Origin of the sequence: Arcanobacterium bovis, assembly GCF_004331995.1 — a bacterium.
GTDB classification, from domain to species: Bacteria; Actinomycetota; Actinomycetes; order Actinomycetales; family Actinomycetaceae; genus Arcanobacterium_A; species Arcanobacterium_A bovis.
Map to the genome: position 1 here is coordinate 257,340 of NZ_SJDT01000003.1, position 25,993 is coordinate 283,332.

Annotated in this window: 21 protein-coding genes; 7 read left to right on the forward strand and 14 right to left on the reverse strand. The window is 51.9% G+C overall.

All coding sequences use genetic code 11. The features are described 5' to 3' along the window. The first annotated feature begins 223 nt into the window (after positions 1 to 223). A complete protein-coding gene (locus tag EZJ44_RS04930) occupies positions 224 to 1,000 on the forward strand; it encodes a GntR family transcriptional regulator (protein WP_131280821.1) in 777 nt (258 codons plus the stop codon). Positions 1,001 to 1,126: 126 nt separating this feature from the next. Here the strand turns inward: EZJ44_RS04930 and EZJ44_RS04935 are convergent, their stop codons facing one another. From EZJ44_RS04935 to pdxR, 8 genes are all read right to left on the reverse strand, one after another. After that, complete coding sequence (locus EZJ44_RS04935) at positions 1,127 to 2,032, reverse strand: HAD family hydrolase (RefSeq protein ID WP_131280824.1); 906 nt, start codon at positions 2,030 to 2,032, stop codon at positions 1,127 to 1,129. A gap of 72 nt (positions 2,033 to 2,104) precedes the next feature. After that, a complete protein-coding gene (locus EZJ44_RS04940; RefSeq protein ID WP_206661846.1) occupies positions 2,105 to 3,877 on the reverse strand; it encodes a glycoside hydrolase family 3 protein in 1,773 nt (590 codons plus the stop codon). 110 nt (positions 3,878 to 3,987) lie between these two features. Then, positions 3,988 to 5,439, reverse strand: coding sequence for an MFS transporter (locus tag EZJ44_RS04945; RefSeq protein WP_131280827.1), 1,452 nt, complete (start codon positions 5,437 to 5,439; stop codon positions 3,988 to 3,990). Between the two features lie 357 nt (positions 5,440 to 5,796). After that, on the reverse strand, positions 5,797 to 6,720 hold the full coding sequence (sucD, locus tag EZJ44_RS04950; RefSeq protein ID WP_131280829.1) for a succinate--CoA ligase subunit alpha: 924 nt from the start codon (positions 6,718 to 6,720) through the stop codon (positions 5,797 to 5,799). Between the two features lie 12 nt (positions 6,721 to 6,732). Further along, on the reverse strand, positions 6,733 to 7,905 hold the full coding sequence (gene sucC, locus EZJ44_RS04955; protein ID WP_131280832.1) for an ADP-forming succinate--CoA ligase subunit beta: 1,173 nt from the start codon (positions 7,903 to 7,905) through the stop codon (positions 6,733 to 6,735). Positions 7,906 to 8,051: 146 nt separating this feature from the next. Next, a complete protein-coding gene (locus EZJ44_RS04960; protein ID WP_131280835.1) occupies positions 8,052 to 10,757 on the reverse strand; it encodes a UvrD-helicase domain-containing protein in 2,706 nt (901 codons plus the stop codon). Positions 10,758 to 10,808: 51 nt separating this feature from the next. Next, a complete protein-coding gene (gene purF / locus EZJ44_RS04965) occupies positions 10,809 to 12,257 on the reverse strand; it encodes an amidophosphoribosyltransferase (RefSeq protein ID WP_131280838.1) in 1,449 nt (482 codons plus the stop codon). Positions 12,258 to 12,345: 88 nt separating this feature from the next. Then, a complete protein-coding gene (gene pdxR / locus EZJ44_RS04970; protein ID WP_165496114.1) occupies positions 12,346 to 13,863 on the reverse strand; it encodes a MocR-like pyridoxine biosynthesis transcription factor PdxR in 1,518 nt (505 codons plus the stop codon). Between the two features lie 231 nt (positions 13,864 to 14,094). Between pdxR and pdxS the strand changes: the two genes are divergently transcribed. The 3 genes from pdxS to EZJ44_RS04985 all read left to right on the forward strand — a co-directional run bounded on the left by pdxS (position 14,095) and on the right by EZJ44_RS04985 (position 16,570). After that, positions 14,095 to 14,970, forward strand: coding sequence for a pyridoxal 5'-phosphate synthase lyase subunit PdxS (gene pdxS, locus EZJ44_RS04975; protein ID WP_131280843.1), 876 nt, complete (start codon positions 14,095 to 14,097; stop codon positions 14,968 to 14,970). A 176-nt stretch (positions 14,971 to 15,146) separates the two neighbouring features. Further along, positions 15,147 to 15,779 (forward strand): pyridoxal 5'-phosphate synthase glutaminase subunit PdxT, encoded by a 633-nt coding sequence (gene pdxT, locus EZJ44_RS04980; RefSeq protein ID WP_131280845.1) that lies wholly within the window; start codon positions 15,147 to 15,149, stop codon positions 15,777 to 15,779. Between the two features lie 107 nt (positions 15,780 to 15,886). Continuing rightward, positions 15,887 to 16,570: a copper homeostasis protein CutC gene (locus tag EZJ44_RS04985; protein WP_131280848.1), complete on the forward strand. Its 684-nt coding sequence runs from the start codon at positions 15,887 to 15,889 to the stop codon at positions 16,568 to 16,570. A 14-nt stretch (positions 16,571 to 16,584) separates the two neighbouring features. On the opposite strand, the gene EZJ44_RS04990 is transcribed toward EZJ44_RS04985, so the two are convergent. From EZJ44_RS04990 to EZJ44_RS05015, 6 genes are all read right to left on the reverse strand, one after another. After that, positions 16,585 to 17,340 (reverse strand): NERD domain-containing protein, encoded by a 756-nt coding sequence (locus EZJ44_RS04990; RefSeq protein WP_131281076.1) that lies wholly within the window; start codon positions 17,338 to 17,340, stop codon positions 16,585 to 16,587. A gap of 431 nt (positions 17,341 to 17,771) precedes the next feature. Then, on the reverse strand, positions 17,772 to 18,353 hold the full coding sequence (locus EZJ44_RS04995; protein WP_241658598.1) for a nucleotidyl transferase AbiEii/AbiGii toxin family protein: 582 nt from the start codon (positions 18,351 to 18,353) through the stop codon (positions 17,772 to 17,774). Next, positions 18,343 to 19,005, reverse strand: coding sequence for a type IV toxin-antitoxin system AbiEi family antitoxin domain-containing protein (locus EZJ44_RS05000; RefSeq protein ID WP_131280849.1), 663 nt, complete (start codon positions 19,003 to 19,005; stop codon positions 18,343 to 18,345). Before EZJ44_RS05000 ends, EZJ44_RS04995 begins: the two co-directional genes overlap by 11 nt. 152 nt (positions 19,006 to 19,157) lie before the next feature. Beyond that, positions 19,158 to 20,729: a glutamine-hydrolyzing GMP synthase gene (gene guaA, locus EZJ44_RS05005; protein WP_131280851.1), complete on the reverse strand. Its 1,572-nt coding sequence runs from the start codon at positions 20,727 to 20,729 to the stop codon at positions 19,158 to 19,160. A gap of 160 nt (positions 20,730 to 20,889) precedes the next feature. Further along, on the reverse strand, positions 20,890 to 21,306 hold the full coding sequence (locus EZJ44_RS05010) for a (deoxy)nucleoside triphosphate pyrophosphohydrolase (protein ID WP_131280853.1): 417 nt from the start codon (positions 21,304 to 21,306) through the stop codon (positions 20,890 to 20,892). Beyond that, entirely contained in the window at positions 21,303 to 22,280 is a 978-nt protein-coding gene (locus tag EZJ44_RS05015; protein WP_131280855.1) for a pseudouridine synthase, read from the reverse strand. The genes EZJ44_RS05010 and EZJ44_RS05015 overlap by 4 nt, the downstream gene beginning before the upstream one ends. Positions 22,281 to 22,559: 279 nt before the next feature. Between EZJ44_RS05015 and pta the strand changes: the two genes are divergently transcribed. Genes pta through EZJ44_RS05030 form a run of 3 tightly spaced genes read left to right on the forward strand, consistent with a single transcriptional unit; the run spans position 22,560 to position 25,902 of the window. Then, on the forward strand, positions 22,560 to 24,191 hold the full coding sequence (gene pta, locus EZJ44_RS05020; protein ID WP_241658599.1) for a phosphate acetyltransferase: 1,632 nt from the start codon (positions 22,560 to 22,562) through the stop codon (positions 24,189 to 24,191). Positions 24,192 to 24,211: 20 nt separating this feature from the next. Then, entirely contained in the window at positions 24,212 to 25,384 is a 1,173-nt protein-coding gene (locus tag EZJ44_RS05025; protein WP_131280858.1) for an acetate/propionate family kinase, read from the forward strand. A 23-nt stretch (positions 25,385 to 25,407) separates the two neighbouring features. Then, positions 25,408 to 25,902, forward strand: a complete 495-nt coding sequence (locus tag EZJ44_RS05030) for a GNAT family N-acetyltransferase (RefSeq protein WP_131280860.1) — start codon at positions 25,408 to 25,410, stop codon at positions 25,900 to 25,902. The last annotated feature ends 91 nt before the right edge of the window (positions 25,903 to 25,993 follow it).

Below are 25,993 nucleotides of genomic sequence, written 5' to 3' on the forward strand. Positions count from 1 at the left end.
CTCCTTTGCAAACTACGGATGACTATTGTGAGCTCGAATAAAACTCAAACATACCTTGCATACAAATCTTGTATGCATAGCTTGTATGCTATGAAATTGCGTTCTAATTGTCAATCTCATTGGTATATTTCCTTCATTGGCAATATTCTTCGTAGAGAAGGTTCTTCAACGCAAAGAATATTGCGATCACTCAAACTTGAGCCAGCCTAGGAAGCATAATTTGTTGAAACAGACTACATCCACCCGCGAATCGGTCTATCAGGAAATCAGAACACGGATTATCAATCTTACCTTCTTACCTGGAATGGCACTGTCTGAAACTGAACTCGCCGCTCAACTCAACGTATCTCGCACGCCAGTACGTGAAGCACTCGTGCTCTTGGACAAAGACGGCCTGATCGAAGTATTCCCCCGCAAAGGAACGTTCGTAACCAAAATTAACCTTGACTTGGTTCGCGAAACCCAGTTCGTTCGCGAAGCCATCGAAATCGCATCGTTGCGTTCAATTCCCGCTGACCTTGATCCCGAGTTACTTAATGAAATTCGCGATAATCTTGCGCAGCAAGAATTGGCGGCTAAATCCCATGATTCTCACGCATTCTTCACGCTTGATGAAGTTTTTCATGCTAGCTTGATGAAGCTAGCGAATCATAGGCGTTCGTGGGACGTGATTGCCACAACGAAGCCTCATCTTGATCGGGCACGCTACCTGGGCTATCAAGAATCGACTCCCCCTATCAGTTTCTACGAACAGCACTGCGAAATATTCGACCGCATCTGCGCCAAGGATCTAGGCAAGGCTGAGGAGCTACTTTCAAATCATCTGCGCACAGTATTTGACGACACAAAAATTGCCCAAAAAATTCTGCCTGAGTTCTTCACGTCCGAAGAAGCTCCCTCAGGGGATCTTAACGGGCGATTTCCAGCTGCGATGGCATCATCCCAACAATCGGTGCAAGAGTTACTCACCTTGCGTATGAAGCACCAACCGCACCAATAGGGAGAATAGAAATATATGCAGTCTAAGTAGAGCGATGCGCTGCGTACTAAGTTAAGTTTAAGTACTGCACAATTGTGTTGGTGGGAGGGAGATAACGCATCTCCCTCCCACCAACACAATGAGCGTTCAGCTGGCCGATATGGTTGGCCATGGTGGCGCTGCCGGCAACAAGGCCTCATATTCTGCCACTAAGGCATCCATATAAGCTCCGCGGTAAGTGCCAGAAATGAACTTCTCCAAAGCCTCATCTTTGAACCGGGCCCACGACTGTGCTTCGCCGCCAGGATTAATGGGATACCACAGCACTCCTTGGCTAAAAGCTGCATCACGATCGCCCGGCGCATCGCCAATGAGCAAAATACGATCATCACGGTATTTACCCTTAGCCGCATACTCGAGGTGTTGTGCCTTGGTACCCATCTCTTGCCCAGCAAGCACCTTCATATACGCATCAAGCCCGTGCTCACCCCATTCCCGCTCGAGGAACTGCATCGACGCTGCTGAAACAGTCATACAGTCCGCCACCGTCGTCATCTCCTCAAATGCCTCACGCACCCCCGGAAACGGAGCACAACCATGAACCATCCACGCCACAAGTTCGTTGACGCCTCTGCCCCACGCAATACAGCGGTCAATTTCTTGGGAAGGATTGTGCTTCGCAAATTCTTCAATGCCATCAGCAGAAAGCGGCAGACCCGATGCCAGGAATTTCTTCAATTCCCGACCATCTGGAAGCTCCACACCTCGCTCGATAACCTCGGGGCGCTCTTTGAGTCGATCAAAGATAAGATCCAAGGTCACCCACCGATTCTTCCCGCGCGTGGTGGAATGAAGATTGACGAAAATCGCCGTCTCACGCACCAGAGTCGAAATCGGCTGCAAATCAAAATACTTGATATAACACGGAGTGAAACACTCGTAGTGCTTAATATCCATCGCGTCAATGGCACAACCATCGGAATCAATCCCGATGAAGAAGTCCTTCTCCGGTTGGAAATCAACAAGCACTTGAGCAGCAGCTGGAATAGTCATTGCGCATCCTTAATCTGAGTGTTCAATTTGAGCGTTTATCCTAAGCAAATATCGGAGTCTTAATTCTGATCCTTAAATCTGGGCATCAATCTTGCCGCAGAAAGCATCAACAGGGCTGATACCAATAAATTCAGATTTACCTTCGAGCTTATCTAGCAACAAATCGAGAGTGAAATCTTTGTCGTCGTAGGTATTGATATACGTCTTGACCTGCGGAACATCAACGAGAGCATAAGGCGTCGCGGTTGACACATAGATTGTCGGAATCTCAAAAACATACCATGGAATGTCCACTGTGCCCTTTGTAGCTGGCCACATCACCCGCTCTGTTGGCTGCATCATGCCGTCAATCTTTGAAATCAGCAACACGAGGTCGTATTTCTCAGTGAGATCAGCAATCGGCGCCTTACCAGCGTAAACGTTCTTCACCGCTGTTGCCTGCTCTTCTGGGCTCATCGCGGCAAGTTTGTCGAGCAATGATTCGTGACGCGTCACGTCATAGCCGCGCTCACGAAGCTTCTGTGCCACACGATCAGCTGGATGTTCACTCTCACCACCGCCGCCAAAAGCTCGAGAAATCGGATTACTCGGACCGGAAACCGACACAACAAGCACGCGCTTCGCCGTCTTCGGACTGAGCGGCAAGTTCTGTGGCTGCTTGTTTTTCACGAGCGTGATTGCCTGATCGGTAAGCTCGCGAGCCAAAGCGACGTTTTGTGGCATACCAATACGCTGCATAGCCTCTGCTTTTGGAGGAAGAATCTGTTCACGCGGCGTCGAATGAAGTCCTAACCGCGCCTTCAAGCCGAGGATTCGCTCCAGCGCTTCTTGCAAGCGTGCTTCGGTGATAATGCCGCGGCGGTAGCCATCGAGCATCCACTCAAAGTCCTCATCTGGATCGTTGAAGAACAGGAAGAGATCACAACCAGCAGCAATAGCCGTCGGAAGGAGTTCACGGCGCGGCATCGCTCCAGTGAGTCCAACCATATGCGAAGCATCAGTAACGACGACGCCGTTAAAGCCCAGCTTCCCGCGTAGCAGGTCCGTCAAAATCTCTTTGCTCAATGTAGCTGGCAAGAGATCATCAATCGTCATTTGCGGATTGAAGTGCTGCTGGTAGCTCGGCAACATAATGTGGCCCACCATCAATGATGGCAATCCGTCGTCGATCAGTCCTTGATAAACCTTACCGAAAGTGGCATCCCATTCTTCAGTGGAATAAGAATTTACTGATGCAGACAAGTGCTGGTCACGTTCATCGATGCCATCACCTGGGAAATGCTTGGCCGCAGGAAGAATCCCCGATTCCATAATGCCTTTCATATAGGCACGTGACATCTCCAAAACGAGATCCGGATCCGATCCAAAGGAACGATTCGAAATGATCGGATTGCGCCAGTTGCGCATAATATCGACGATGGGCGCAAACGACCAGTTACAGCCAATTGCACTCGCCTCAACTCCCGAAACACGGCCCATTTCATAAGCCCACTTCGGATCGTGAGTCGCACCAACCTTCACTTCAAAGCCCACATACGTACCATCGGTACATGCACCATTGCCGCCAGCCTCAGTGTTAGCAGCGATAAGCAGTGGAATCTTTGATTTGGTTTGCAGAATATAATTCTGCTCCCACACTTCCTCAGCAGAACCAGGATTGTAGCGCACTGCACCGATATGGTAATTGTCGAGCACTCCTGTGAGGTATTCTTCGGTTCGCTGCGCGCCCATATTGACGAATAGTTGGCCGATTTTCTCCTCGATGCTCATGGCATCAATCGTCGAACGCACCCAAGCGATCGCGTCGTCGTCTAAATTGAACGGCTTGGCAGTTAAATCTACCATCATCTGCTCCTTTGGAAATGTAGGAATTACTAGGTAGTTGCGGATCTCAGAAAAGTGAAAGGAGGGCGGCATGAACTTTTCCTCGTTCACACCGACCCTCCCAAGTGTTATTAGTCGACGGCGTTCCCTGCGGCAGCTGCACGACGTTCGTTGAGCGTCGCCACATTTGCGTCAATCTGCTTCTTCTTCAATGGGTAGAGGAAGATAAGTGCCAAACCGACCAAGATGCAGCCAATACCTGGGATCAGGTTAGCTGCGGTGTAAACACCATCAACCACATCTTGAGCTTGGGCAACACCCGATTTAGCGGCTTCAGCATTGTATCCGATCCAACCCAGCGCCCAACCGGTAAGGCCACCGGCAAGTGCTTGCCCGAGCTTACGTGCCCACGAGTAGACGGCGTAGACCGTGGCGTCGTCGCGCTGACCAGTACGAACCTCTTGGTAATCAATTACGTCGGTGATGAATGCCCACACCAAGTAGTTGAACACGGAGATGAAGAACATCGCCACACCGTAGAAGATAATCCAAACCGTTACGCTCTTGATATGCAAGAAGTTGGCAGACACCAAGACAATTCCAGCAATGAGCATGGAAACTGCGCCTACTTCGGTCTTTCCCCACTTCTTCGAAGCCCATGGCGCGATAAAGATTAGTGACAGCGCTGGAAGCAAACCAACTAACGTAGCTGCAGACTGGATTTTGCCGTTTCCGAAGTACGACATGAACAAGAACGAGAGCATTCCGCCGAGGAACAAGTTGGCAACCAGCAAGAGCAGGGCTGCCACAATGAGACCGAGCAGTGCGCGGTTGGTGAAGATTGCCGAAAGCATCTTACCGATGCCATTGCCACCTTCAGACTTAGATTTCACAGTTGAAGGCACACGCTCTTCGACGTTGAAATAGCACAGGGCGTAGCACACCACTGCGAGTACGGAACAAATAGCTGCGGAAACCGTCATGCTGCTTCCATCCATCACGGCAACGCCCTTGGCGTTCTTAGTGAATGCAACCAAAGGAAGCACCGTCATAATCACCAGCTGTGCAAGTGTGGCACCAGTGGTACGGTAAACGGACAGCTGTGCGCGATCATCTGGGTTAGCCGAAACCACTGAAGCCATTGAGCCGTAAGGAATGTTAATAGCAGTGTAGAAGATAGATCCCCACAGGAAGTATGTTGCACACATCCACACCAGCTTGAGGGTGTAGCTTGAGAAATCACCAACGAACGACATGTACATCAATGCCGAAGCTACAGCTACAGGAATTGCAATGTACTTGATCCACCGCTTGAATTTGTAGCCGCCATCTTTGACTGGGAGGCGATCAACGAGGATGCCCATTCCCACGTCGGTAAAGCCATCAACAATGCGAGCAACGAGCAGCAATGTGCCAACATGAGCTGGATTGATGCCCACCACTGTGGTGTAGAAAACCATGAAGAACATGGCCTGCAAAATGAACGTGAAATCATTTCCGAAATCGCCAAACATGTAGCCGATTTTGTCTCGGAAACCAAAGGGACGAATAGTGCGTCCGTTGAGTGCCGGCGTAGTTGCCATCCTCTTCCTCCTGAATTCACCGTCTATGGTGGTTAGCTAGAAGTGAGCATCACTGCTCGATGCGTAGTATTGATCGACTTAGGGCAGTTCACAGCTGTGTGTGCCCTGTTGCCAACAATCCTTACATGGTGAGAAAAGGAGAAAATGATGTTGCCAAAAGTTGCCAGAAGCTCTCCTACCAGCACGGCAACAAACGGCAACATTCACAGTGGATGAGTGCTGCTATTAGCTTCAATAGTAGCAATTGGGGTGGGGTGCGAGCGCGGGACGCTTCAAAATATCCCGACGCGCTCGCACCCCACCCAAGCCGAAGCAAGCATATTCTCGTGCAGTAAATGCACTACCTAGCCGCTATTTTTAGCTCTTATTCAGGATTTCACGAGCAAGATTGGCTGTTTCAGTAGGAGTTTTTCCAACCCGTACTCCCACAGCTTCAAGTGCAGCTTTCTTGGCAGCAGCCGTTCCAGAAGATCCCGAAACAATTGCCCCTGCATGACCCATCGTTTTCCCTTCTGGAGCTGTAAAGCCTGCTACATAGCCCACCACAGGCTTAGTCACGTGCTCTTTAATGTAGGCGGCGGCTCGCTCTTCGGCGTCGCCCCCGATTTCACCAATCATCACAATGAGCTCTGTGTCTGGATCGTCTTCAAAAGCCTGCAAAGCGTCAATATGCGTTGTGCCAATAACAGGATCTCCGCCAATACCGATACAGGTAGTGAAGCCAATATCCGAGAGCTCATACATCATCTGATAGGTGAGCGTGCCGGATTTAGACACCAACCCAATCTTTCCTGGACCTGTAATATCAGGAGGAGTAATTCCCACATTTGACTGCGCTGGCGAAATGATTCCAGGGCAGTTTGGTCCAATCATTTGCACGCCGTGTGCCTGCGCATACGCGAAAAACTCAGCCGTGTCCTTGACCGGAACGCCTTCCGTAATGACGACGACGAGCCGCATACCGGCGTCCACAGCTTCAGTCACTGCAGCCTTGGTGAAAGCCGGGGGCACAAAAATCACTGAGACTTCCGCACCAGTTGCAGCCTTTGCCTCAGCCACCGTGCCATAGACCGGCACGGACACAACACCAGCGGTACGGTTTTCCTTGCCATATCCGATTGGCTCAACCTCAAAATCTACAGATGTGCCAGCTTTGCGCGGATTTGTTCCAGCCACGATCTTGGTGCCTGCACCAAGCATTCTGCGAGTATGCTTCGAACCTTCCGATCCCGTCATACCCTGGACGATTACCTTATCGTTCTCAAATAGGAAAATTGCCATCGTTACTTCACCCTACTTCGCAGCTAATTCGGCGGCTTTAGCAGCGGCACCGTCCATTGTATCGACTAAAGTGACGAGCGGATGATTAGCTTGTGCCAGAATCTCACGCCCATGCTCTACGTTATTTCCATCAAGTCGCACCACAATTGGCTTCTTCGCTTCGTCGCCCAAGATCTCAAGCGCCTTGACGATTCCTTCAGCCACCTGATCACAGGCTGTGATGCCACCGAAAACGTTGACGAAAACTGAGTGAACGTCGTCGTCGTTCAAAATAACATCAAGTCCATTGGACATCACGGTAGCGTCCGCGCCACCGCCGATATCGAGGAAGTTTGCAGGTCCGACGCCGTATTTCTCGCCTGCGTAAGCAACCACATCGAGCGTAGACATCACCAAGCCAGCTCCGTTGCCAATAATGCCAACCTGACCACCATCGAGTTTCACATAGTTCAAGCCCAATGCCTTTGCCTTGGCCTCAAGCGGATTCTCGGTGGCTTTATCGACGAGCTGTGCATGATTTTCGTGGCGGAAGCGAGAGTTGTCGTCAACAGTCACCTTGCCATCGAGCGCAAGAATTTCGCCCGACGCCGTTTGCACCAGTGGATTTACTTCCACCAACGTGGCATCTTCGCCAGTGTAAACGTTCCAGAGCTTCTCGATAACTGGCACAATCCTGGCGCCCAAGTCCGCCTCGAAACCAGCCTGGGAAACGATCTCTTCCGCTTTCGCCCGATCGATGCCCACTTGTGGATCAACAGGAATCTTCGCCAAAGCCTCAGGTCGCTCTACAGCGAGTTTTTCGATTTCCATGCCTCCTTCTTTGGAGCACATAGCGAGATAGCGTCGTTCTGATCGATCGAGAAGCACCGAAAAATAGTATTCGTCGGCGATATCAGCACCAGCAGCGATGAGGACTTTGTGCACCGTATGGCCCTTAATGTCCATACCCAGGATTTCCTGAGCTTTCTCGCGAGCCTCTTCCACTGATCGAGCTAACTTCACTCCCCCAGCTTTTCCACGCCCACCGGTTTTCACCTGTGCTTTTACAACAACCAGATCACTATTTTCCAGTAGTTGCTGCGCTGCCTGAGCTGCTTCGTCCGCTGTGGAGGCAACGATGCCTGCCAAAACGGGAACGTCGTACTCCGCGAAGAGATCGCGGGCTTGGTACTCGTATAAATCCACGGATATTCCTTCCGATCTACATTACGTCTAGGCGGCATTCCCCACATGAGTTCAACCGTTCAACACTTATAGCATAGGACTTTTTGCCTAACTTTTGGGAGTTTTTCGCATGTTTCTTCTGTGAGTTTCGGAATTCCTCCCATCACTCAGCACTTTTCAAGTGGGGCAAAGCGCAACATCAAGCGCTTTGTAGCTCCATTCTTGAACTTAACTTTGGCAACGGTGGATTTTCCTTGTCCTTCAAATGCAATAACGATGCCCTCACCAAACGACTTGTGACGCACCTTATCGCCAACGCTGAGTCCGCCTGAGTCAATAACTCCAGTGCGCTCTGCGCCGCTGTCAGGCCCTTGGGCAGAATCCGTTAATTTCGCACTGTCAGTAGTTTGATCAGAAGCGCGATCCGCACGTGCAGCGTGGATTTCAATTTCTTCGCCAAGTTTACCTGGCACGAATTTCCCGCTTCCCACCGGAGGTGCAAAATCGTCGTCGTCCAAGAATCGAGCCGACTTTCCTCTCCCGTAACTACCAGCGCCGCCGTAACCGCCTCCAGAGCGCATTCCCCACGAGCCGTAGCCCGAACCTCGCAGCGAGTCCAGCGACGACGTTTCCCGCTTCCACTCAATTACTGACTCAGGAATTTCTTCGAGGAATCGCGACGGCGGTAACTCTTGTGGAGCACCCCACTGCGAGCGGGTAGCTGACCTCGATATATACAAGCGTTGCCGTGCACGAGTCAACGCCACATAGGCCAAACGCCTCTCTTCGGCAAGCTCTAGGCTTGACCCCAAGGAACGAATATGCGGGAACGTTCCGTCTTCCATTCCCGTCACAAATACAACTGGAAATTCGAGGCCTTTAGCAGTGTGAATGGTCATCAGCACGACTTCGCCCTCAAATTCACCCGCTTCATCAGGAAGTTGATCAGAATCTGCCACCAAGGAAATTTGATCGAGGAAATCGCCGAGCGTGCCATCAGGATTGAGCACTCGGAAATCAGAAGCAACCGAGTGCAGTTCGGCGAGATTCTCCACCCGAACTTCATCTTGCGGATCAGCCGAAGCCTGCAAGGCTTCCAAATATCCTGAAGCATCCATGACTTCGTCAAGGATATCTGCTGGTGCGCCGCCCGCCGCTGCCTTATCACGCATTTGTTCAAGCATCGTAACAAATGCAGTCATTGCGTTACGAGCGCGCGGTGTTAAACCGCCGACTTCTCCTCGCTGCGGATCGGGCCGCACAATATCACCAAGAGCAGCACCGAAAGATATATGCCAACGATTTGCATGAAAAGCCACCATATCCTGCGCTTTTGCACCGATACCTCGCTTGGGCTCATTAATGATGCGCCGTAAGGAAACGGTGTCGTCTGGGTTCGCAATCGCTTGAAGATATGCAACAGCATCCTTGATCTCTTTGCGATCGTAAAACTTTGTGCCACCCACTACCCGATAAGGAATGCCGGACCTTACCAAGAAATCTTCTATCGAACGAGACTGCGCATTCGCTCGATAGAAAACTGCCATGTCAGAGTATTTATAGCCCTCCTCATGCAAACGATCAATTTCGTCGATTACAAAGCTTGCTTCATCTGATTCTGCGTCCGCCACGTAGCCAACCAGCTTGTGCCCATCGCCCGAATCAGTCCACAGTTTTTTCACCCGCCGGCTCTCGTTGTGTGCAATCACTGAGTTAGCCGCAGTGAGAATATTTTGGGTGGAGCGATAATTCTGTTCAAGCAAAATAGTGGTGGCATTGGGAAAATCTTCTTCGAAGCTCTCAATATTGCGGATTGTGGCACCACGAAATGCGTAAATAGACTGATCGGCGTCGCCCACTACCGTGAGCTCCCCGTGAATCGCTTCGCTTTCGTCTCCCACCAATACGCGCACCAACTGGTACTGCGCAGTGTTGGTATCTTGATATTCGTCAATCAAGATATGCCGGAATCGGCGTCGATACTGCTCAGCGATCAGCGGATTTTCCCGCAATAAAACAACAGTTTGCATAATGAGATCGTCGAAATCCATCGCATGAGCAGCACGAAGCCGCTGCTGATATGCCATATATGCCTGGGCAAGCACGAGCTCATCACGATCCACAGCCTGCTGAGCAAATTCGTGTGGACCAATCATCTCATTCTTGAGATCCGACACCTTATGCGAGAGTGTTTTGGGAGGAAATTGCTTGGTATCAATATTTTCCTCAGCACAAATCATTTTCATCAACCGCTGCGAATCAGCAGCATCGTAAATAGTAAAAGTAGAGCGCATGCCGATAGCTTTATGCTCGGCACGCAAAATTCGCACACACGCAGAATGGAAAGTGGAAATCCACATTCGGTTCGCTACCGGACCGAGCATCGTCTCCAAGCGCTCGCGCATTTCTTTGGCGGCTTTGTTTGTGAAGGTGATCGCAAGGATTTCCCCCGCTTCCACTTGCCGAGTAGCGATGAGGTAGGAGATACGTGTAGTGAGCACACGTGTTTTTCCTGATCCTGCACCTGCGATCACCAGTAAATGCCCGCCAGTGTGAACCACAGCTTCTCGTTGACGCGAATTGAGCCCTGCCAATAAACTCTCAAGATGTTCTTGTTGAGCATGTGAAAGCTCTCCGCGTTGCCACGCCGTACGCCAGCTCTCGCCACCAGCGCCGTCGCCATGTGCGGCGTTTACAGCCGAATTCGAGTTCAAAACGCCCGGCTGCCCCTGCGTTACCGAAGAGCTGGCACTAGCATTAACCCCAATACCTGACGACGACGGCTCCGCCGCCTCCTGAGCAGCCGCAACGCGCGCACGAAGCCGTTCCATCGCAGCCGAAAAAGCATCTTGAGAATTGTGTGAATCGTTCATAACAACTACAAGATTACGCTAATGCTCCCGCCAATTTTGCGTGCGACTGTACTAGCAACCAGAAATGCGCGCAGTGTGCACGTCAACAGGAATAGGATAATCCCCGTTAAAGCAAGCGAAACAAAGCTTTTCTGCGGGTAAACCGATTGCCCGAACCATACCTTCATGCGAGAGATAACCCAAGCTATCGGCGTCTATCTGCTCGCAAATTTCGTCAAGATTCAAAGAATTCGCAATGAGCTCAGCGCGAGTTGGAAAGTCGATACCGAAGAAGCACGGCCACTGCACAGGTGGCGAAGAAATGCGCACATGCACCTGCGCTGCTCCAGCTTCACGTAGCATTTTCACCAAAGCGCGCTGTGTATTACCACGCACGATCGAATCGTCAACCACCACAATGCGCTGCCCTTGGATGACCTCACGCAGCGGATTGAGCTTGAGCCGAATTCCACGTTGACGCATCTCTTGCGTGGGCTGAATAAACGTGCGCCCAACGTAGGCGTTTTTCACCAAGCCCTGCGCGTAGGGAATTCCAGATTCTTGTGCATAACCAATCGCGGCAGGCGTTCCCGAATCAGGAGTTGCAATGACGATGTCCGCATCAACTTTGTGCTCACGCGCCAAAATTCTGCCCATTTCGTTGCGAACCGAATTAATGTTTCGTCCAGAAATCACGGTGTCAGGGCGGGAAAGATACACGTATTCGAAAGCGCAACCTCGCGGTTTCGACGCCGCAAAGGTACGCGAGCGCACGCCGTCGCCGTCAATAACCACAAACTCACCTGGCTCAATTTCGCGCTCAAATTTCGCCCCCACGATGTCAAGCGCTGCAGTTTCGGACGCAACTACCCACCCGTCGTCAATTTTTCCGAGCACCAGAGGGCGGAAACCTTGCGGATCTCGCGCGGCGTAAAGCGTGTGTTCGTCCATAAAAACGAGTGAAAACGCGCCTTTGAGCAGCGGTAAAGTTTTCATCGCCACGTCTTCGATACTCGCCTCACCGCGCGTCGCTCCAAAGAGAGCAGTGACGACGGCGGTGTCGGTTGAGGAGCCATGGCCAATCTCTCCGCGCAAATCCGCGCCTGATTCCTCTTTGACTAGCGAGATCAGCTCTGGCGCGTTTACAAGGTTGCCGTTGTGAGCCAAAGCAATTGTGCCAAATTCAGTTGCTCCCAAGGTAGGCTGGGCATTTACCCATGATCCTTGACCTGTGGTGGCATATCGGACGTGCCCAATGGCCAAATGTCCATCAAGCGAGGCGAGGGCTTTTTCGTGAAAAACTTGGGATACCAGGCCAATATCCTTGTAAATGAGGATATTTTCACCATTGCTCGTGGCAATTCCGGCCGCTTCCTGACCACGATGTTGAAGCGCATAAAGACCAAAATATGCCAAATGTGCTACTTCTTTGCCCGGCGCCCAAACGCCAAACACTCCACATTCATCCTGACCTTTATCACTGGGATCAAGCACATGAGTGAGGAGACCGTCGCCGTTCATAGATTACCTCTTAGCGTGTAGGAGTCGATGAGCACATCGAAAAGGCTAATCGAAGCACACCGGACTTTCCTCACGTCTCAAAACTCGGTCAGATTTTGGCCACTCCGTGGACTAGTTCGTTTTGGAGCTCGTGTACTACTTCGCTCAAGCAATTCACCACATAGGGTATTTCACTCGCCACCAAGGCTCCATAGCTCACAACAAACCTAGATTCGCGCTGGTTATCGTCTATTTTTTGATAGAAGCGGTTCATCGGCATCAACCGTATCCCCCGCGCCAACATCCGCTCACAAATAGCATCCTCTGCGGCGAGTACCTCTATTCGCAGCTCGAAGTGCAAACCTGCATCCTGCCCTTTGACACCACACAGATCACCAAGCCCACTGGCACCGAGTTCACCGAGCAAAGAATCGCGTATCGTTCGATACATACTGCGCAGCCGGTTGATATGGCGGTCATAAGCACCCGTCTGAATGAAGCGCGCCAAGGTGAGCTGCTCTATGGTCGATACCGTGCCGCTATAAAAACTCAGCTCATGACGAAAGCGCTGTGCCAAGTGCATTGGCAACACCATATAGCCCATTCGAAACATCGCACCCAAGCTCTTCGAAAAAGTATTTATATATATCACGCTATCAGTGGTATCCATACCAAAGAGACTCGGTATCGGTCTGCCCGCAAGCCTGAACTCGGCGTCGTAATCATCTTCAATGAGATAGCGGCCTTCTTGCGCCGCCCAAGCCAGCAGCTCATAACGCCTACTGATCGACGTAACAATGCCAGTTGGATACTGGTGTGAAGGCATCACATGCGCAATATTGGCACCCATGAGCTGGAGAATATCGGTGCGGATGCCGTCGTCGTCGAGCGGAACATGCGCAAGCTGCACATCGTTGGCACGGTAAATATCGGTAAGCCGCGAGTAACCAGGGTCTTCAACCGCGTAGGCTTGATTCCGGCCCAATAGCTGAATGAGTAGGTTATATAAGGTCTGAGCACCTGCCGCTACCACTATCTGACGCGGATCGACCTCCATTCCACGGAATTCGTGGAGATACTGTGCGATTCGCTCCCGCAAGATAGGCGCTCCACATGGATCGAGCTGCGCGAGAATTTCACATTCCTCAGTTTGCGCAACAACCTCACGCATCGTCTTTGCCCAGGTTTTATACGGGAAGACACCGGTGGGCATGGTATTTGAGCACAGATCGGCACGTATTTCCACGCTTTTCCCTGCGGTATCCGACGTCGCTCGCGCAGCGTCGTCGTCATTCTCAGCATAGTTCAAGAGGCGAGCACGTGACGATACACTATTGGATTGGTGGTTAGCTGGAGAATCCAGATAATTTCCGAGCGAATTGACGAAATATCCACGTCTCACCTGCGCATCCACGTATCCTTCAGCGACTAGTTGCGCATAGGCATTTTCCACCGTAATCACAGATACGCCAAGATGCTGTGCGAGCCGCCGCTTCGAGGGTAACTTTTGACCTGCGGCAATCCTCCCTCGTTGAATGTCAGACTTAATCTGGTTATAGAGAAAAGAATACAGACTCTCTGCACCACGTTCTTCGAGCGTGTAGGTAAGTATTTGCCGTTCTGCCACCGAATTATTCACCTGAACTCAAGAGTCTGGTCTTATATCTGACCCTATAAATTCTATCTATTCTGAATCTTTTTACAAGATCAGTTTATATATAGGATTGCGGGTATCGGTATCGCGTATCCGCGCGAGTTTTCCCTCCCTATGTACGTCATGACGGCGACAACGCGATCAGTTGTTTGTGTTCCGCACTGCCACAACATGACGTACTAACTCAACACAAGGAAGTGCACCATGACCCAGTCACGTTATGAACTCAACAAACAGCTCGCACAAATGCTCAAAGGCGGCGTCATTATGGACGTAACCAATTCGGAGCAGGCACGAATCGCTGAAGAAGCTGGAGCCTGCGCCGTAATGGCACTTGAGCGTATTCCAGCAGATATTCGTGCAGCTGGCGGCGTTTCCCGTATGAGCGATCCGCGCCTAATTAAAGAAATACAAGACGCCGTGAGCATTCCTGTGATGGCAAAGGTGCGAATCGGGCATTTTGTGGAAGCTCAGATCCTTGAAGCGCTGGAAATCGACTATATTGACGAATCTGAAGTGCTCTCCCCTGCCGACAATGTTTTCCATATCAATAAAACAGACTTCAAAGTGCCGTTTGTATGCGGCGCCAAAGATCTTGGTGAGGCATTGCGCCGCATCGCCGAGGGCGCGTCAATGATCCGCACCAAAGGAGAGCCTGGTACCGGCGATGTCGTACAAGCAGTTACGCATATGCGCCTCATTCAATCCCAAATGCGCAAAGTGCAAAGCCTACGCGCTGACGAGCTCTTCGAAGAGGCCAAGCAGCTGCAAGTGCCGGTTGAATTGCTGCGATTTGTGCATGAAAACGGCAAGCTCCCAGTGGTGAACTTTGCCGCTGGCGGCGTGGCCACTCCTGCCGATGCCGCATTGATGATGCAGCTCGGCGCTGAGGGAGTTTTTGTAGGATCAGGCATTTTCAAGTCCGGCGACCCAGCGAAACGTGCACAAGCGATCGTCAAATCAGTGACCAATTTCGAGGACGCCAAGCTCATCGCGCAGCTTTCGGAAAATCTGGGCGAAGCGATGGTGGGCATTAACGAATCCGAGATTGAACTTCTCATGGCGGAACGTGGCAAGTAGAGCCACAAGCGTTTAGCAGTTTATGCGGGAAGTGACGCAAAAGTGCTGGATATTGTGTTGGGTATTGCGCTAGGTAGCTGGATAGTGCGCCGGGTATAACACGCTATATCCAGCACTAAAAGCAGCCTCGCAGCACTTCCCGCAACCGGAGTTCGTTATTTTTACTAGGAGTTGGCGTGAAAAGGATTGGAGTACTCGCTGTACAAGGCGCGTTCATAGAGCATTGTCACCGTTTGAAAGACATGGGGTTCGACGCAGTTGAACTGCGAAATCATACCGATGCCGCGCAAGATTTAGACGGCCTCGTTCTTCCAGGCGGCGAAAGCACTGTGCAAAGCAAGCTCTTAAACGAGCTGGGCATGTTTGACCCACTGCGCGCGAAAATCACGGATGGAACACCCGTGCTTGGCACGTGTGCTGGGCTGATTTTGCTCGCACACAAGGTGGAAAACGGCAACGGGAGCGGCTTGGAACGTGCGACGACGACGTCTCGCGTACCGATCACAAGTTTCGCGAGTCTGCCGGTGACGGTGGTTCGCAACGCTTACGGCCGCCAGCTGGGAAGTTTCCACGCTACTGGCGTACTGCACAGTTCGGGTTCGTCGGGTTCATCAGAGGAAGTCTCCATTCCCATGACCTTCATTCGCGCACCCCATATCTCCGACATTGGCGACGGTGTGGACACTATTGCGAGCCTAGCTGACGGTACGCCCGTGGCTGTTCAATACAAGAATCAGATTGGTATTACTTTCCACCCCGAGCTTGACGACGATCAGCAGCTATACTCGTTATTTGCCAGCATGTTGTAGGATTCGGCGCGTTTGTAGATGTGCGAGCTGCATCGTGCCGGTGTGAAAACCCGCTTGGGTGGACGCAACGTTGCAGTAGGTGCAAACGGCGAGAAAGGTGAGCCCAAATGCTCGAAGTTATTTGCCTCAATAGTACGGATGCGATTGCTGCCCAAGCAGGTGATGCTCAGCGCATCGAACTAGTTGGAACAATGGAGATGGACGGCCTTTCGCCAAGTCCACAGCTAGTACGTGAGGTGTGCTCCGCCGTCGACATTCCGGTGCGTGTTATGTTACGTACCCGCGATGGATTCGATGTGGATGGGAGCGCGGAGGTTGCACAGCTCGCTGCTCTTGCACAAGATTTTTACGACGCCGGTGCACAAGGGCTCGTGCTCGGATTCCTGCGGGATGGTCGTGTAGACGGCACTCGTATTGATGCTTTGCTGAGCTCGGTTGACAGTGAAAATCCAACGTTTACATTCCACCGGGCAATCGATCATGCACGCAGCTATCAGCAAGCATGGGAAGATCTCGAGAGCTTGAACTTTGCTCCCGACACTGTGCTCACAGCTGGTTCAGCAGCCGGAGTCGCGGCAGGAATGAATAATCTGCTCAGCCTTGCAAAGACGAACCCTTGGGCTGCCCAACGCGTGCTCGTTGGCGGTGGGCTAAGTCTTGAGTTTATACCGTCGCTGCTCGAGGCGGGTTATCGCGACTTCCACGTCGGATCCAAAGTGCGTGACGGCGGGAGTTTTGACCGCCCGGTGCGTGCCGAGCTCGTGCAAAAGTGGGTTGATGCAGTCGGGTGAGTGCTACCCAAGGACTATTTGATCTTGGCCGTGTACCTGCATTTAGGGAACCCTGAACAGCCGCGGAATGTGCCGTTGCGTCCATTACGTTCGACTAGTTCGCCACCACACCACGGGCAGACCTGTCCGGCTTGGATGGCTTGGACAACTTCGAGATGCTTGGCAGCGACGTCATCCGTCTTCTTCATCGTCTCCAACTTTGCCGCAACTTTCTCGAATTGGGCATCGTCGAAACAAATATCCCGGCTCTCGAGCAACATCTTCATCGTTCGGACTGTATGCTGACGTTGGATAATGGTGAACGATTCAGTATTCTGCGGAACCTTCTTTAGTTCGCATCGCTCAGAGAACACAATGACGGAATGAAAGCTTTCTCTGTCGATTTCCAGACCGGAAGCGAGCGCTTCTATATGGGATCGATTCTGCTTGATTGGGTTATAGAATCGGTGCTTGGTGCTGCTGCTTTGACTGGTGGTCCACTGCGTTTGATTCTCGGAGCCGAAAATCCACCCTGAGTAATTCTTACTTTCAAATACGAAGATGCCCTTTTCGTGCAGCATGATCACGTCGATTTCCGCCATACGTCCACGATGGGGAACGTATATATTGCAAAATGTACGATACCGCCCAGGCACAGAACCTTTCTCTAAGGCATATTCTATGAGGTACTCGCCAATTTCACCGGTGTCTACAGTTTTTCCTCTGTCGATGGAGGCTTTGATTTTGATGAAGAGCGGCTGTTCTCCTTTGATAACGTTGCGAAGACTCACCTATCCTCCATTCTTCGGTACGTTTGGGTTCATTTTATCCGTTTGATTCGCTGTTCGTGGAGGGTTCAAAGTAATTAATTGCCACTGGGGCTCTGCGAATAAAACGTGAACTAAGAACTATTATTTCCTTGTCCACCTTAATTCTGACGGATCCCAAACTCCGTTCTCTAAATACTCGCCATAAATGGGTTCATATAGCATACGGGCCAGATCTGATGCTGCGGAAATTGTTCTAAACGAACTCGGCAACCGCGTTTGAGCACAGAGTTTTGTAAACTGCCGTTGTTGGGCAATTCCCCACTCACGCGGAACGCCAAACATTTTCGGCAATGTAATTCCTCGCACATTAGTTTCACGGCTTACACATTCCTTGAGTCTATGAGCATCAACCAAGCACGTAGTGGCATAGACGGCGATATCAACGAGATCCTTTACACGCGATGAGGGTCGTCCATCGTTATTTCAGTTAAAGCACAGAGCTTGTCCGCGAGCGCGTTTTCAACGGCGTAAACTAGATAGTCACACGTGACAAGCCCATCGATTTCAATTCGATCAGCAGGGGTAACTAATTCTGCAGTCTCAAGAGACAGGGCGTCAACGACAAGATCAATAGAGATCAGTTGCATACGCTTAACCCCAAGAACCGGTATGAACTTCACAGCGAGACCACTACGATACTCGTCATCCATTTTGATTGGATGCGCACTCACAAACTCGAATGTTAGAAAGTCACCAAGATCAGTTTCAGCCAATCCAACGAGAGTTTCCAACGCCGCATCGAGGTCATCCTGTATCCCAAGCAAGTCAATGTCACGCGTCATCCTTGCATCGGCGGTACGAGCTAGCAAAGACTGTCCGCCCTTGAGTATAAACGAATCATTACCATCATTGAATATGCGGCAGAGAAATCTATGAAAATAGAAAGATGAAATGACACGGCCAGTATCCTGGACAGATGTCAAAGCAGTAGCCTTGACAGCCATCTCAAGTGCCGCAGCGCTTTTATACACCATTTTGCCGCCCCTTACCCTGTAGTCCTGAGTCCACAAGTAGTCCTCGATAGATCTCGACGGCTTCACCTTCTTCATAGTGGTCTTTCAGGAGGTTTAAGAGCTTATTGAAGTCGAAATCGCGGTTTACATATGAAGCATCCCGCAGCACGTCAGCCACGAGAGAAAGATCTTCGTCATCAACAACGAGGTCAAATACTGTACGTTCGGGGCGTGTCACAGGCAAACCTTGAACAAACATCACATCACTGCGTGGAACGGCACGTTTAGCAAAGCTTACCGTGAGCTTTCTCGTATTAATTCTCTTCGGCGTATAAAGGCGATACGGAGATAGGTGCAAGTCACCAATTTCAAGCAGAGACGACGCTGTGGAGCCGCCAACAGCAATACCATCCCATTCAGCAACACCCATCCGCTCGTGGGTAAATTTTTCCGGTGCGGTAAGTTTCCATACCGCTGCGAGCTCATCTGTATACGAAAAGCCAGATCCAACCATACGGTAGGCTCCTCTCATAATCCTCACGATAAGATGTGCTTCCACGGCATCATGTAGCGCATCGCGAGGTATTCCCATACGCTCAGCTTGGGCAGTCGTGAAGACCCCCTCAGACTCCGAGAGGTGTGTAATAGTTTTCACATGATTCGAATTACCCATGTTGCAATTGTAGGCTATAAACCTACAATTGCAACACTTTTTCGGAGGATTCGCGTCGTCTCACGCCCCGCAAGAACTCCCCCACCGCTTGCAAAAGGCCCACATAGTATTAATGCCATGCGTTCAGCATGGCATTAATACTAACGAGCAACCTACTCCCACTCGATTGTCCCTGGCGGCTTGGACGTGCAGTCCAGCACCACTCGGTTCACTTCGGCAACCTCATTGGTGATACGATTCGAAATCTTGGCAAGAAGATCGTAAGGCAAACGGCTCCAATCGGCACTCATAGCATCCTCAGACGACACCGGCCGCAAAACAATGGGATGCCCGTAAGTACGTCCGTCACCTTGCACACCCACTGATCGCACATCCGCAAGCAATACCACTGGGCACTGCCAAATCTCGCGATCCAACCCTGCATTTGTCAGTTCTTCACGCACAATCAGATCTGCAGCCCGCAAAATCTCCAAACGCTCGCGCGTCACTTCGCCAATGATGCGGATTCCCAAACCAGGCCCTGGGAACGGCTGACGCCACACCAGCTTCTCTGAAAGCCCAAGCTCAGCACCAATGGCACGAACTTCGTCCTTGAAAAGATCACGCAATGGCTCAACCAGTTCAAAGTTAAGATCCTCTGGCAAACCGCCCACATTATGGTGCGACTTAATATTTGCTGTACCTTCGCCGCCACCAGACTCAACAACGTCTGGGTAAAGCGTGCCTTGCACGAGGAACTTAACTTCGCGTCCCTCCGCACCGGCTTCCGCAATCAGTTTCCGCTGCGCCGCTTCGAACGAACGAATAAACTCGCGGCCAATAATCTTACGCTTTTCCTCAGGTTCCGTTACGCCCGCGAGCGCAGTCAAGAAACGCTCTGATTCATCCACGGCCATGATCTTCATGCCACGAGCTTCTGCATAGTCATTAATGACCTGCTCAGCTTCACCGCCGCGCAACAAACCGTGATCAACAAACACACAGGTGAGCTGATCGCCAATCGCACGATGCACGAGCGCTGCCGCAACTGAGGAATCCACACCACCCGAAAGTGCGCAAATCACGAGCGAATCCCCCACTTGAGCACGAATTTTCTCAATCTGGTCTTCAATAATTCCTGACGAATCCCAGTTCGGTTCCAATCCGGCGCCATCGCGCAGGAAGCGCAAAATCATCTCATTGCCGCGCTCAGAGTGGACGACCTCAGGATGCCACTGCACGCCAAACAACTTCGCGTCAACATTCTCAAAGGCCGCAACGGGAGCGCCCGGCGTCGTCGCAATGACGGTGAAACCCTGCGGCGCAACCGTGACGGCGTCTCCGTGACTCATCCACACGTTTTCGATGCCGTCGTCGCTCGGAAGCAATACGTTAGGGGCGACGACGTTCGCTTCGGTGGCACCGTATTCACGCTGTCCGGTTTGGGCGACGACGCCGCCAAGGGCTTGCGCCATCTGCTGAAAACCGTAGCAAATACCCATCACAGGCACGCCAGCTTGCAAAAGCTGCGGGTCAAGAGCAGGTGACCCCTCGGCATAAACCGATGCCGGACCACCAGAAAGAATAATCGCTGCGGGATCCTTGGCGAGAATTTTTTCAACCGGCCACGAATGCGGTACCAATTCCGAGTAATATCCAACGTCACGCACGCGGCGTGCAATCAACTGGGCGTATTGGGCGCCATTATCAACCACTACAACTGGGCGAAGTTCATCTAAATTCACAGAACTAGCCTATCGGAGGCCACCGACGAGTGCGAAATAATTTCGCAAAATCTCATATGTGAACTTGGTTTTGTGTCACAAGGTGGATGACCCGCCGTCTTCCTTGGGTTTCAGCTGGGCTACGGCGTCTTGACAAGCTGTCTGCGCCGTCTTGCCAGCCTCAAGCCTTCGCCGTCTTGCTAACCTCAAGTCTCCGCCGCAGCTCCTCAATAATCGGAATATCGGCCGGCGCCCACTGCACGTCGAAAATCTCAGCTGCGCTGAGCCATCGGATTGCTTGATGCTCGGTCAGGCGGGGCGCAGTGCCAAGTATCGCGCATAAATACGCATCTAAACGCACCACGCCGAAGTCGTACTCATACTCAGAACGCGCCACGAAATCGCCAACTTCGGCGTCTGTCAGAAGTTCTTCGCGCAGCTCGCGCACCAATGCTTGCTGTGGAGTCTCGCCGTCTTCAATCTTTCCGCCCGGAAACTCCCAGTATCCTGCAAGAGAACGCCCCTCACCACGCTGAGCTGCGAGTATTTTTCCGTCACGAATAAATACTGCACCAACTACATGAATAATTTTCTTCATGACAAACCTGCTATTTCTTCCGCCAACAACGTCAGCTCCTGCCGAGAGTTAAAGCTACACGTTCGCCCACCAACCGGATCAACGAAACTCAAACGCGCAGCTAAGAGCTTCAAAAAGTGACCACGATTCGCTTCATCTTCAATACTCAATCTCACTGGATAGAGTGGGTCGCCAAAAATCGCCGCTCCCACATGGTTCATTGTAGTGCGCAGTTGATGGGTGTAACCCGTCGTCGGTTTTAACACAAAACGGGCGTAACGGTGTTCATCGTCAACATAATCAAGCATCCGCACGTCAGTAACGCCGTTTGCCACTCCAAGCGGAGCACAATCATCAACTACGTCAACGTGCATTTGCCCCTGTGGCCGATCAAGTCGGAACTGAAAATGATGCCACTGACGATCCGCAAACAACTCACCAGCCTGCGCAATCGCCTCGTATTCTTTTGCGATTTCTCTGCGCTGAAACATATCTTGATACAGGCTGCGATACTCAATTTTCTTTGTGAGTAGCACGAGCCCTGCGGTTTCGAGGTCTAAACGGTGCGCGCATACCAGCTCATCATTGGCAAACTGTCGACGCGCGGCTACAGTCACGGTATTAGCAACGTGCGAGCCACGCGGGATCGTCGCCATCCCATGCGGCTTGTCCACCACAATAAAACGTTCGTTTTCATAAACAACGTCAAGCTCAATCGGCACATCAGGTTCATCAAGTACCGGCCGAAATATCCACACTCGGGAACGCGCCACGTAAGGCTCATCCGGACCCAAAACCACTCCGCCGTCGGCAAGAAAATCCCCGTGACGAAAGGCCTCCCACACGTCGTCGCCAAAGCGAAAATGTGCCCATTGCCCCAGCGTTTGCCAGTCCCCTTCGGGCAACACAATCCGCGATGCATTAACACCGCCCCGCAATGGCGGTCGTACCTCACGTAGCCTGCGAGAACGCCGCAAATTCCGCTTTTTACGCATACTCTCCCCTTCAAAACTCCACCGAAGCGTATCACGCAAATCACACGCAATACGTGAGAAACCACAGAATTTCCAACTTAACACACATTTTCTAGGACATTGGTGCGAAGATGGAAGAGAAATAGGAAGCCGAGCGTAGCTTCACCACTCGCACCGCACATGCGCAGTGGCGGCGACCAGCAGCGCAAGATAGCTGCCAGCAGTGCACAAGGAGTGTGCATAAGCTACCCGCGGTTTCACATTTATTGAAGCGGATCCCGCTTCAGGGAGGAAAATCTCGTGACGAAGAGCGTCTATTTGACCGCGGCAGAAGGAAATGCTGGAACCCGCGGAGTAGTTCAAGCATGCCTCGAAAAACTCAATGAGCACTACGAAAATTTGGGCGTATTCCGCGCTTTCACCAACGGTCCAATTGAGGACGATATCGCATTCCGCGAGCTCCTTGAAACCATTGGCCGTACCGAAGATCTTGGTGTTGCATGGGGAAGCACTCGTCAGGCTTTGGCTGCCGACGAAAACGAAGCAATGAACACCCTCGTCAAGCGCTACACCGATTTCGCCCACAACTACGATGCTGTGCTCATCGTTGGTGTGCTCGACGGCGATCCGCTATTCCCTGGTGTACTTGCACGTACTGGCCGCGCAGCAGCTAATTTGGGCACCTCGGTTCTTCCCATCCTCTCTGGCGCACTTCGCTCGAGCGAACAAATCGGCACCATTGCACACTTGGTCGCGAATGAAATTTCTGAGGAGCACGCTCCAATTTCAGGCATGATCATCACCGACGCCCCTGCCGATTTCACGAATAAGACTCCGCACGACGTCGATCACAATACGGTGATCTCGCTCCCTGACGGCGGTCCACGCGAACTTGACGAACAAGCTGTGGAATCACTCAAAGCAGCTATGGAACATGGTTCAGACGTGATTACTCCGCTGAGCTTCACCGCTTCCCTCATTGGGCGCGCCCGCGCAAACCGCAAGCGTATCGTCTTGCCTGAATCGACAGACGATCGTATCTTGCTCGCAGCCGACGAACTGCTTGCCCGCGAAGTCGCTGATATTACGCTACTTGGCGATGCAGAAGCGATCCACGCCCGCGCCGCAGAACTCAAGCTCGATCTGACGCAGGCAACTATCGTGTCAAACGACGATCCTGAGCTGCTGGATAAGTATGCGGCAGAATTTGCCCGTCTGCGCGAAAAGAAGGGCGTTACCTACGAGCAGGCTTATGAGACTGTCAAGGATCTTTCCTACTTCGGCACCATGATGGTTCACATGGGCGACGCCGATGGCATGGTTTCTGGTGCTATCAATACCACTGCTCACACAATCGTTCCGTCATTCCAGATCATAAAGACGAAGCCGGGCGCCGATCTCGTATCCTCCTGCTTCTTGATGCTCATGGAAGATCGCGTCTACGTTTATGGAGACTGCGCCGTCACCACGAACCCAACGGTGGAACAGCTTGCGTCAATCGCTATTTCTTCGGCAGAAACCGCAGCTCAGTTCGGTGTTGATCCGCGTATCGCCATGCTGTCCTACTCCACGGGTACGTCTGGAAAAGGACCGGACGTGGACGCCGTCGTCGAAGCCACCAAGATCGTGCGTGAGCGTCGTCCCGATCTCGTTGTCGAAGGTCCGATCCAGTACGACGCCGCTGTGGACGCGAAAGTTGCAGCCACCAAGCTCCCTGATTCCCCAGTTGCGGGCAAGGCGAACGTTTTCATCTTCCCGAACCTCAACGCTGGAAATATCGGATACAAGGCTGTGCAGCGCTCTGCTGGCGCAGTCGCCGTCGGACCTGTTTTGCAAGGTCTCAATAAGCCTGTCAACGATCTCTCCCGTGGAGCGCTCGTTGAAGATATCGTCAATACTGTTGCCATTACTGCGATTCAAGCGCAAGGCTGAGAAAAATAGAAAGTGTGTTCATGACTGTCCTCGTTATTAACTCGGGTTCATCTTCCATCAAGTACCAGCTTGTTGATCCTGAATCTGGAGCTTCCCTCGCATCCGGCCTCGTTGAGCGTATCGGCGAAGAAATTGGCCATATCGAGCATAAATACAATGGCGAAGAGATCAATATTGACGAAACGATCCCAGATCATGGTTATGGTCTGCGCAAGGTTCTCGATCTGTTCGACTCGGTAGGACCAAAACTTGCCGATGCCAATATCAAGGCTGTGGGTCACCGTGTTGTGCAAGGTGGCAAGTACTTTAGCAAAGCTGCCGTAATCGACGACGCTGTGCAAGCCAAGATTGAAGAGCTTTGCCCGCTCGCGCCGCTTCACAACCCTGCCCACTTGAAGGGAATCGAAGTTGCTCGCGAGCTGCTCAATGTGCCGCACGTAGCCGTTTTTGATACCGCTTTCTTCCAGCAGCTTCCTGCAGAAGCCGCTGTATATGCACTCGACCGCGAAGTGGCAGAGAAATACGAAATCCGCCGCTATGGCGCCCACGGCACCTCGCACAAGTACATTTCGGAGAAAGTTAGCGAAATCCTCGGCCGCAATGACCTCAAGCAAATTGTGTTGCACTTGGGCAATGGCGCGTCCGTTTCCGCCGTCGTCAACGGCCACGCAGTGGATACCTCGATGGGATTGACGCCGCTAGAAGGCTTGGTGATGGGCACCCGTACCGGCGATATTGATCCGGCGGTTGTATTCCACCTGCAGCGTGTGGCAGGAATGTCCACCGACGAGGTGGACACCCTGTTCAACAAGAAGTCGGGCCTGAAGGGCCTCACCGGCGATAATGATATGCGCAAGGTGTGGGAGCGCGCCGATTCGGGCGATGCTAACGCAGTAGAAGCTCTCGAGGTGTACGTACACCGCCTACTCCACTACATTGGCGCATACACTGCGGTCATGGGCGGACTCGACGTCATCACTTTCACCGCCGGCGCAGGTGAAAACGACGATCGCCTCCGTGCAGCTGTGTGCAAACGCCTAGCTAGCTTCGGAATCGCTATCGATGACTCCGCGAATGCGGTACGCTCGAAGGAGCCACGCACGATTTCCACCGAAGATTCATCGGTGCGCGTAATGGTCGTTCCAACGAACGAAGAGCTTGCTATCGCTCAGCAGGCAATGGAACTCATCTGATTGCGTAGATCGAAAGGATTAACATGCCGGTCGAATTAGTCGAAGATGCTTCACCAGAGCTTGAAGCCGCATTCGCCACGCTTATCCCCCAGCTTTCACGTTCATCGTCACCGATGAACATCGAACAGCTTGAGGATTTCTTGGCGCAAGACAACATCTACTTGTTCGTCTATCGCGGCGAGAAGCCCAGCGAAGCTCACGACGACGCTCGCAACCTTCCGGCTGAGAGCAAGCGCGGCGACGCCGTCGTCAAACCGATTCTCGGAATGCTCACTTTGGTGACGTTCGAGATTCCTACTGGCTGGCGGGCATGGATCGAGGACGTGGTCGTTGATGAAGCAGCTCGCGGTCAGGGCGCTGGCCAGCAGCTTGTGGAAGCGGCTATCGATCTCGCACAGAAGAAAGGCGTGAAGTCGGTAGACCTCACCTCGCGCCCAAGCCGTGAAGCCGCAAATCGCTTATATCAGCGTGCTGGTTTTACGCAACGCGAGACTAACGTTTATCGCTATAACGGCTAGATTTCAACCTTTCGAGCCAAAATTTCTCTAGTGATGGGGCGGTTGTACCCAGTATTTCAACCGCCCCATCACTATTCTTGTATATGAAATA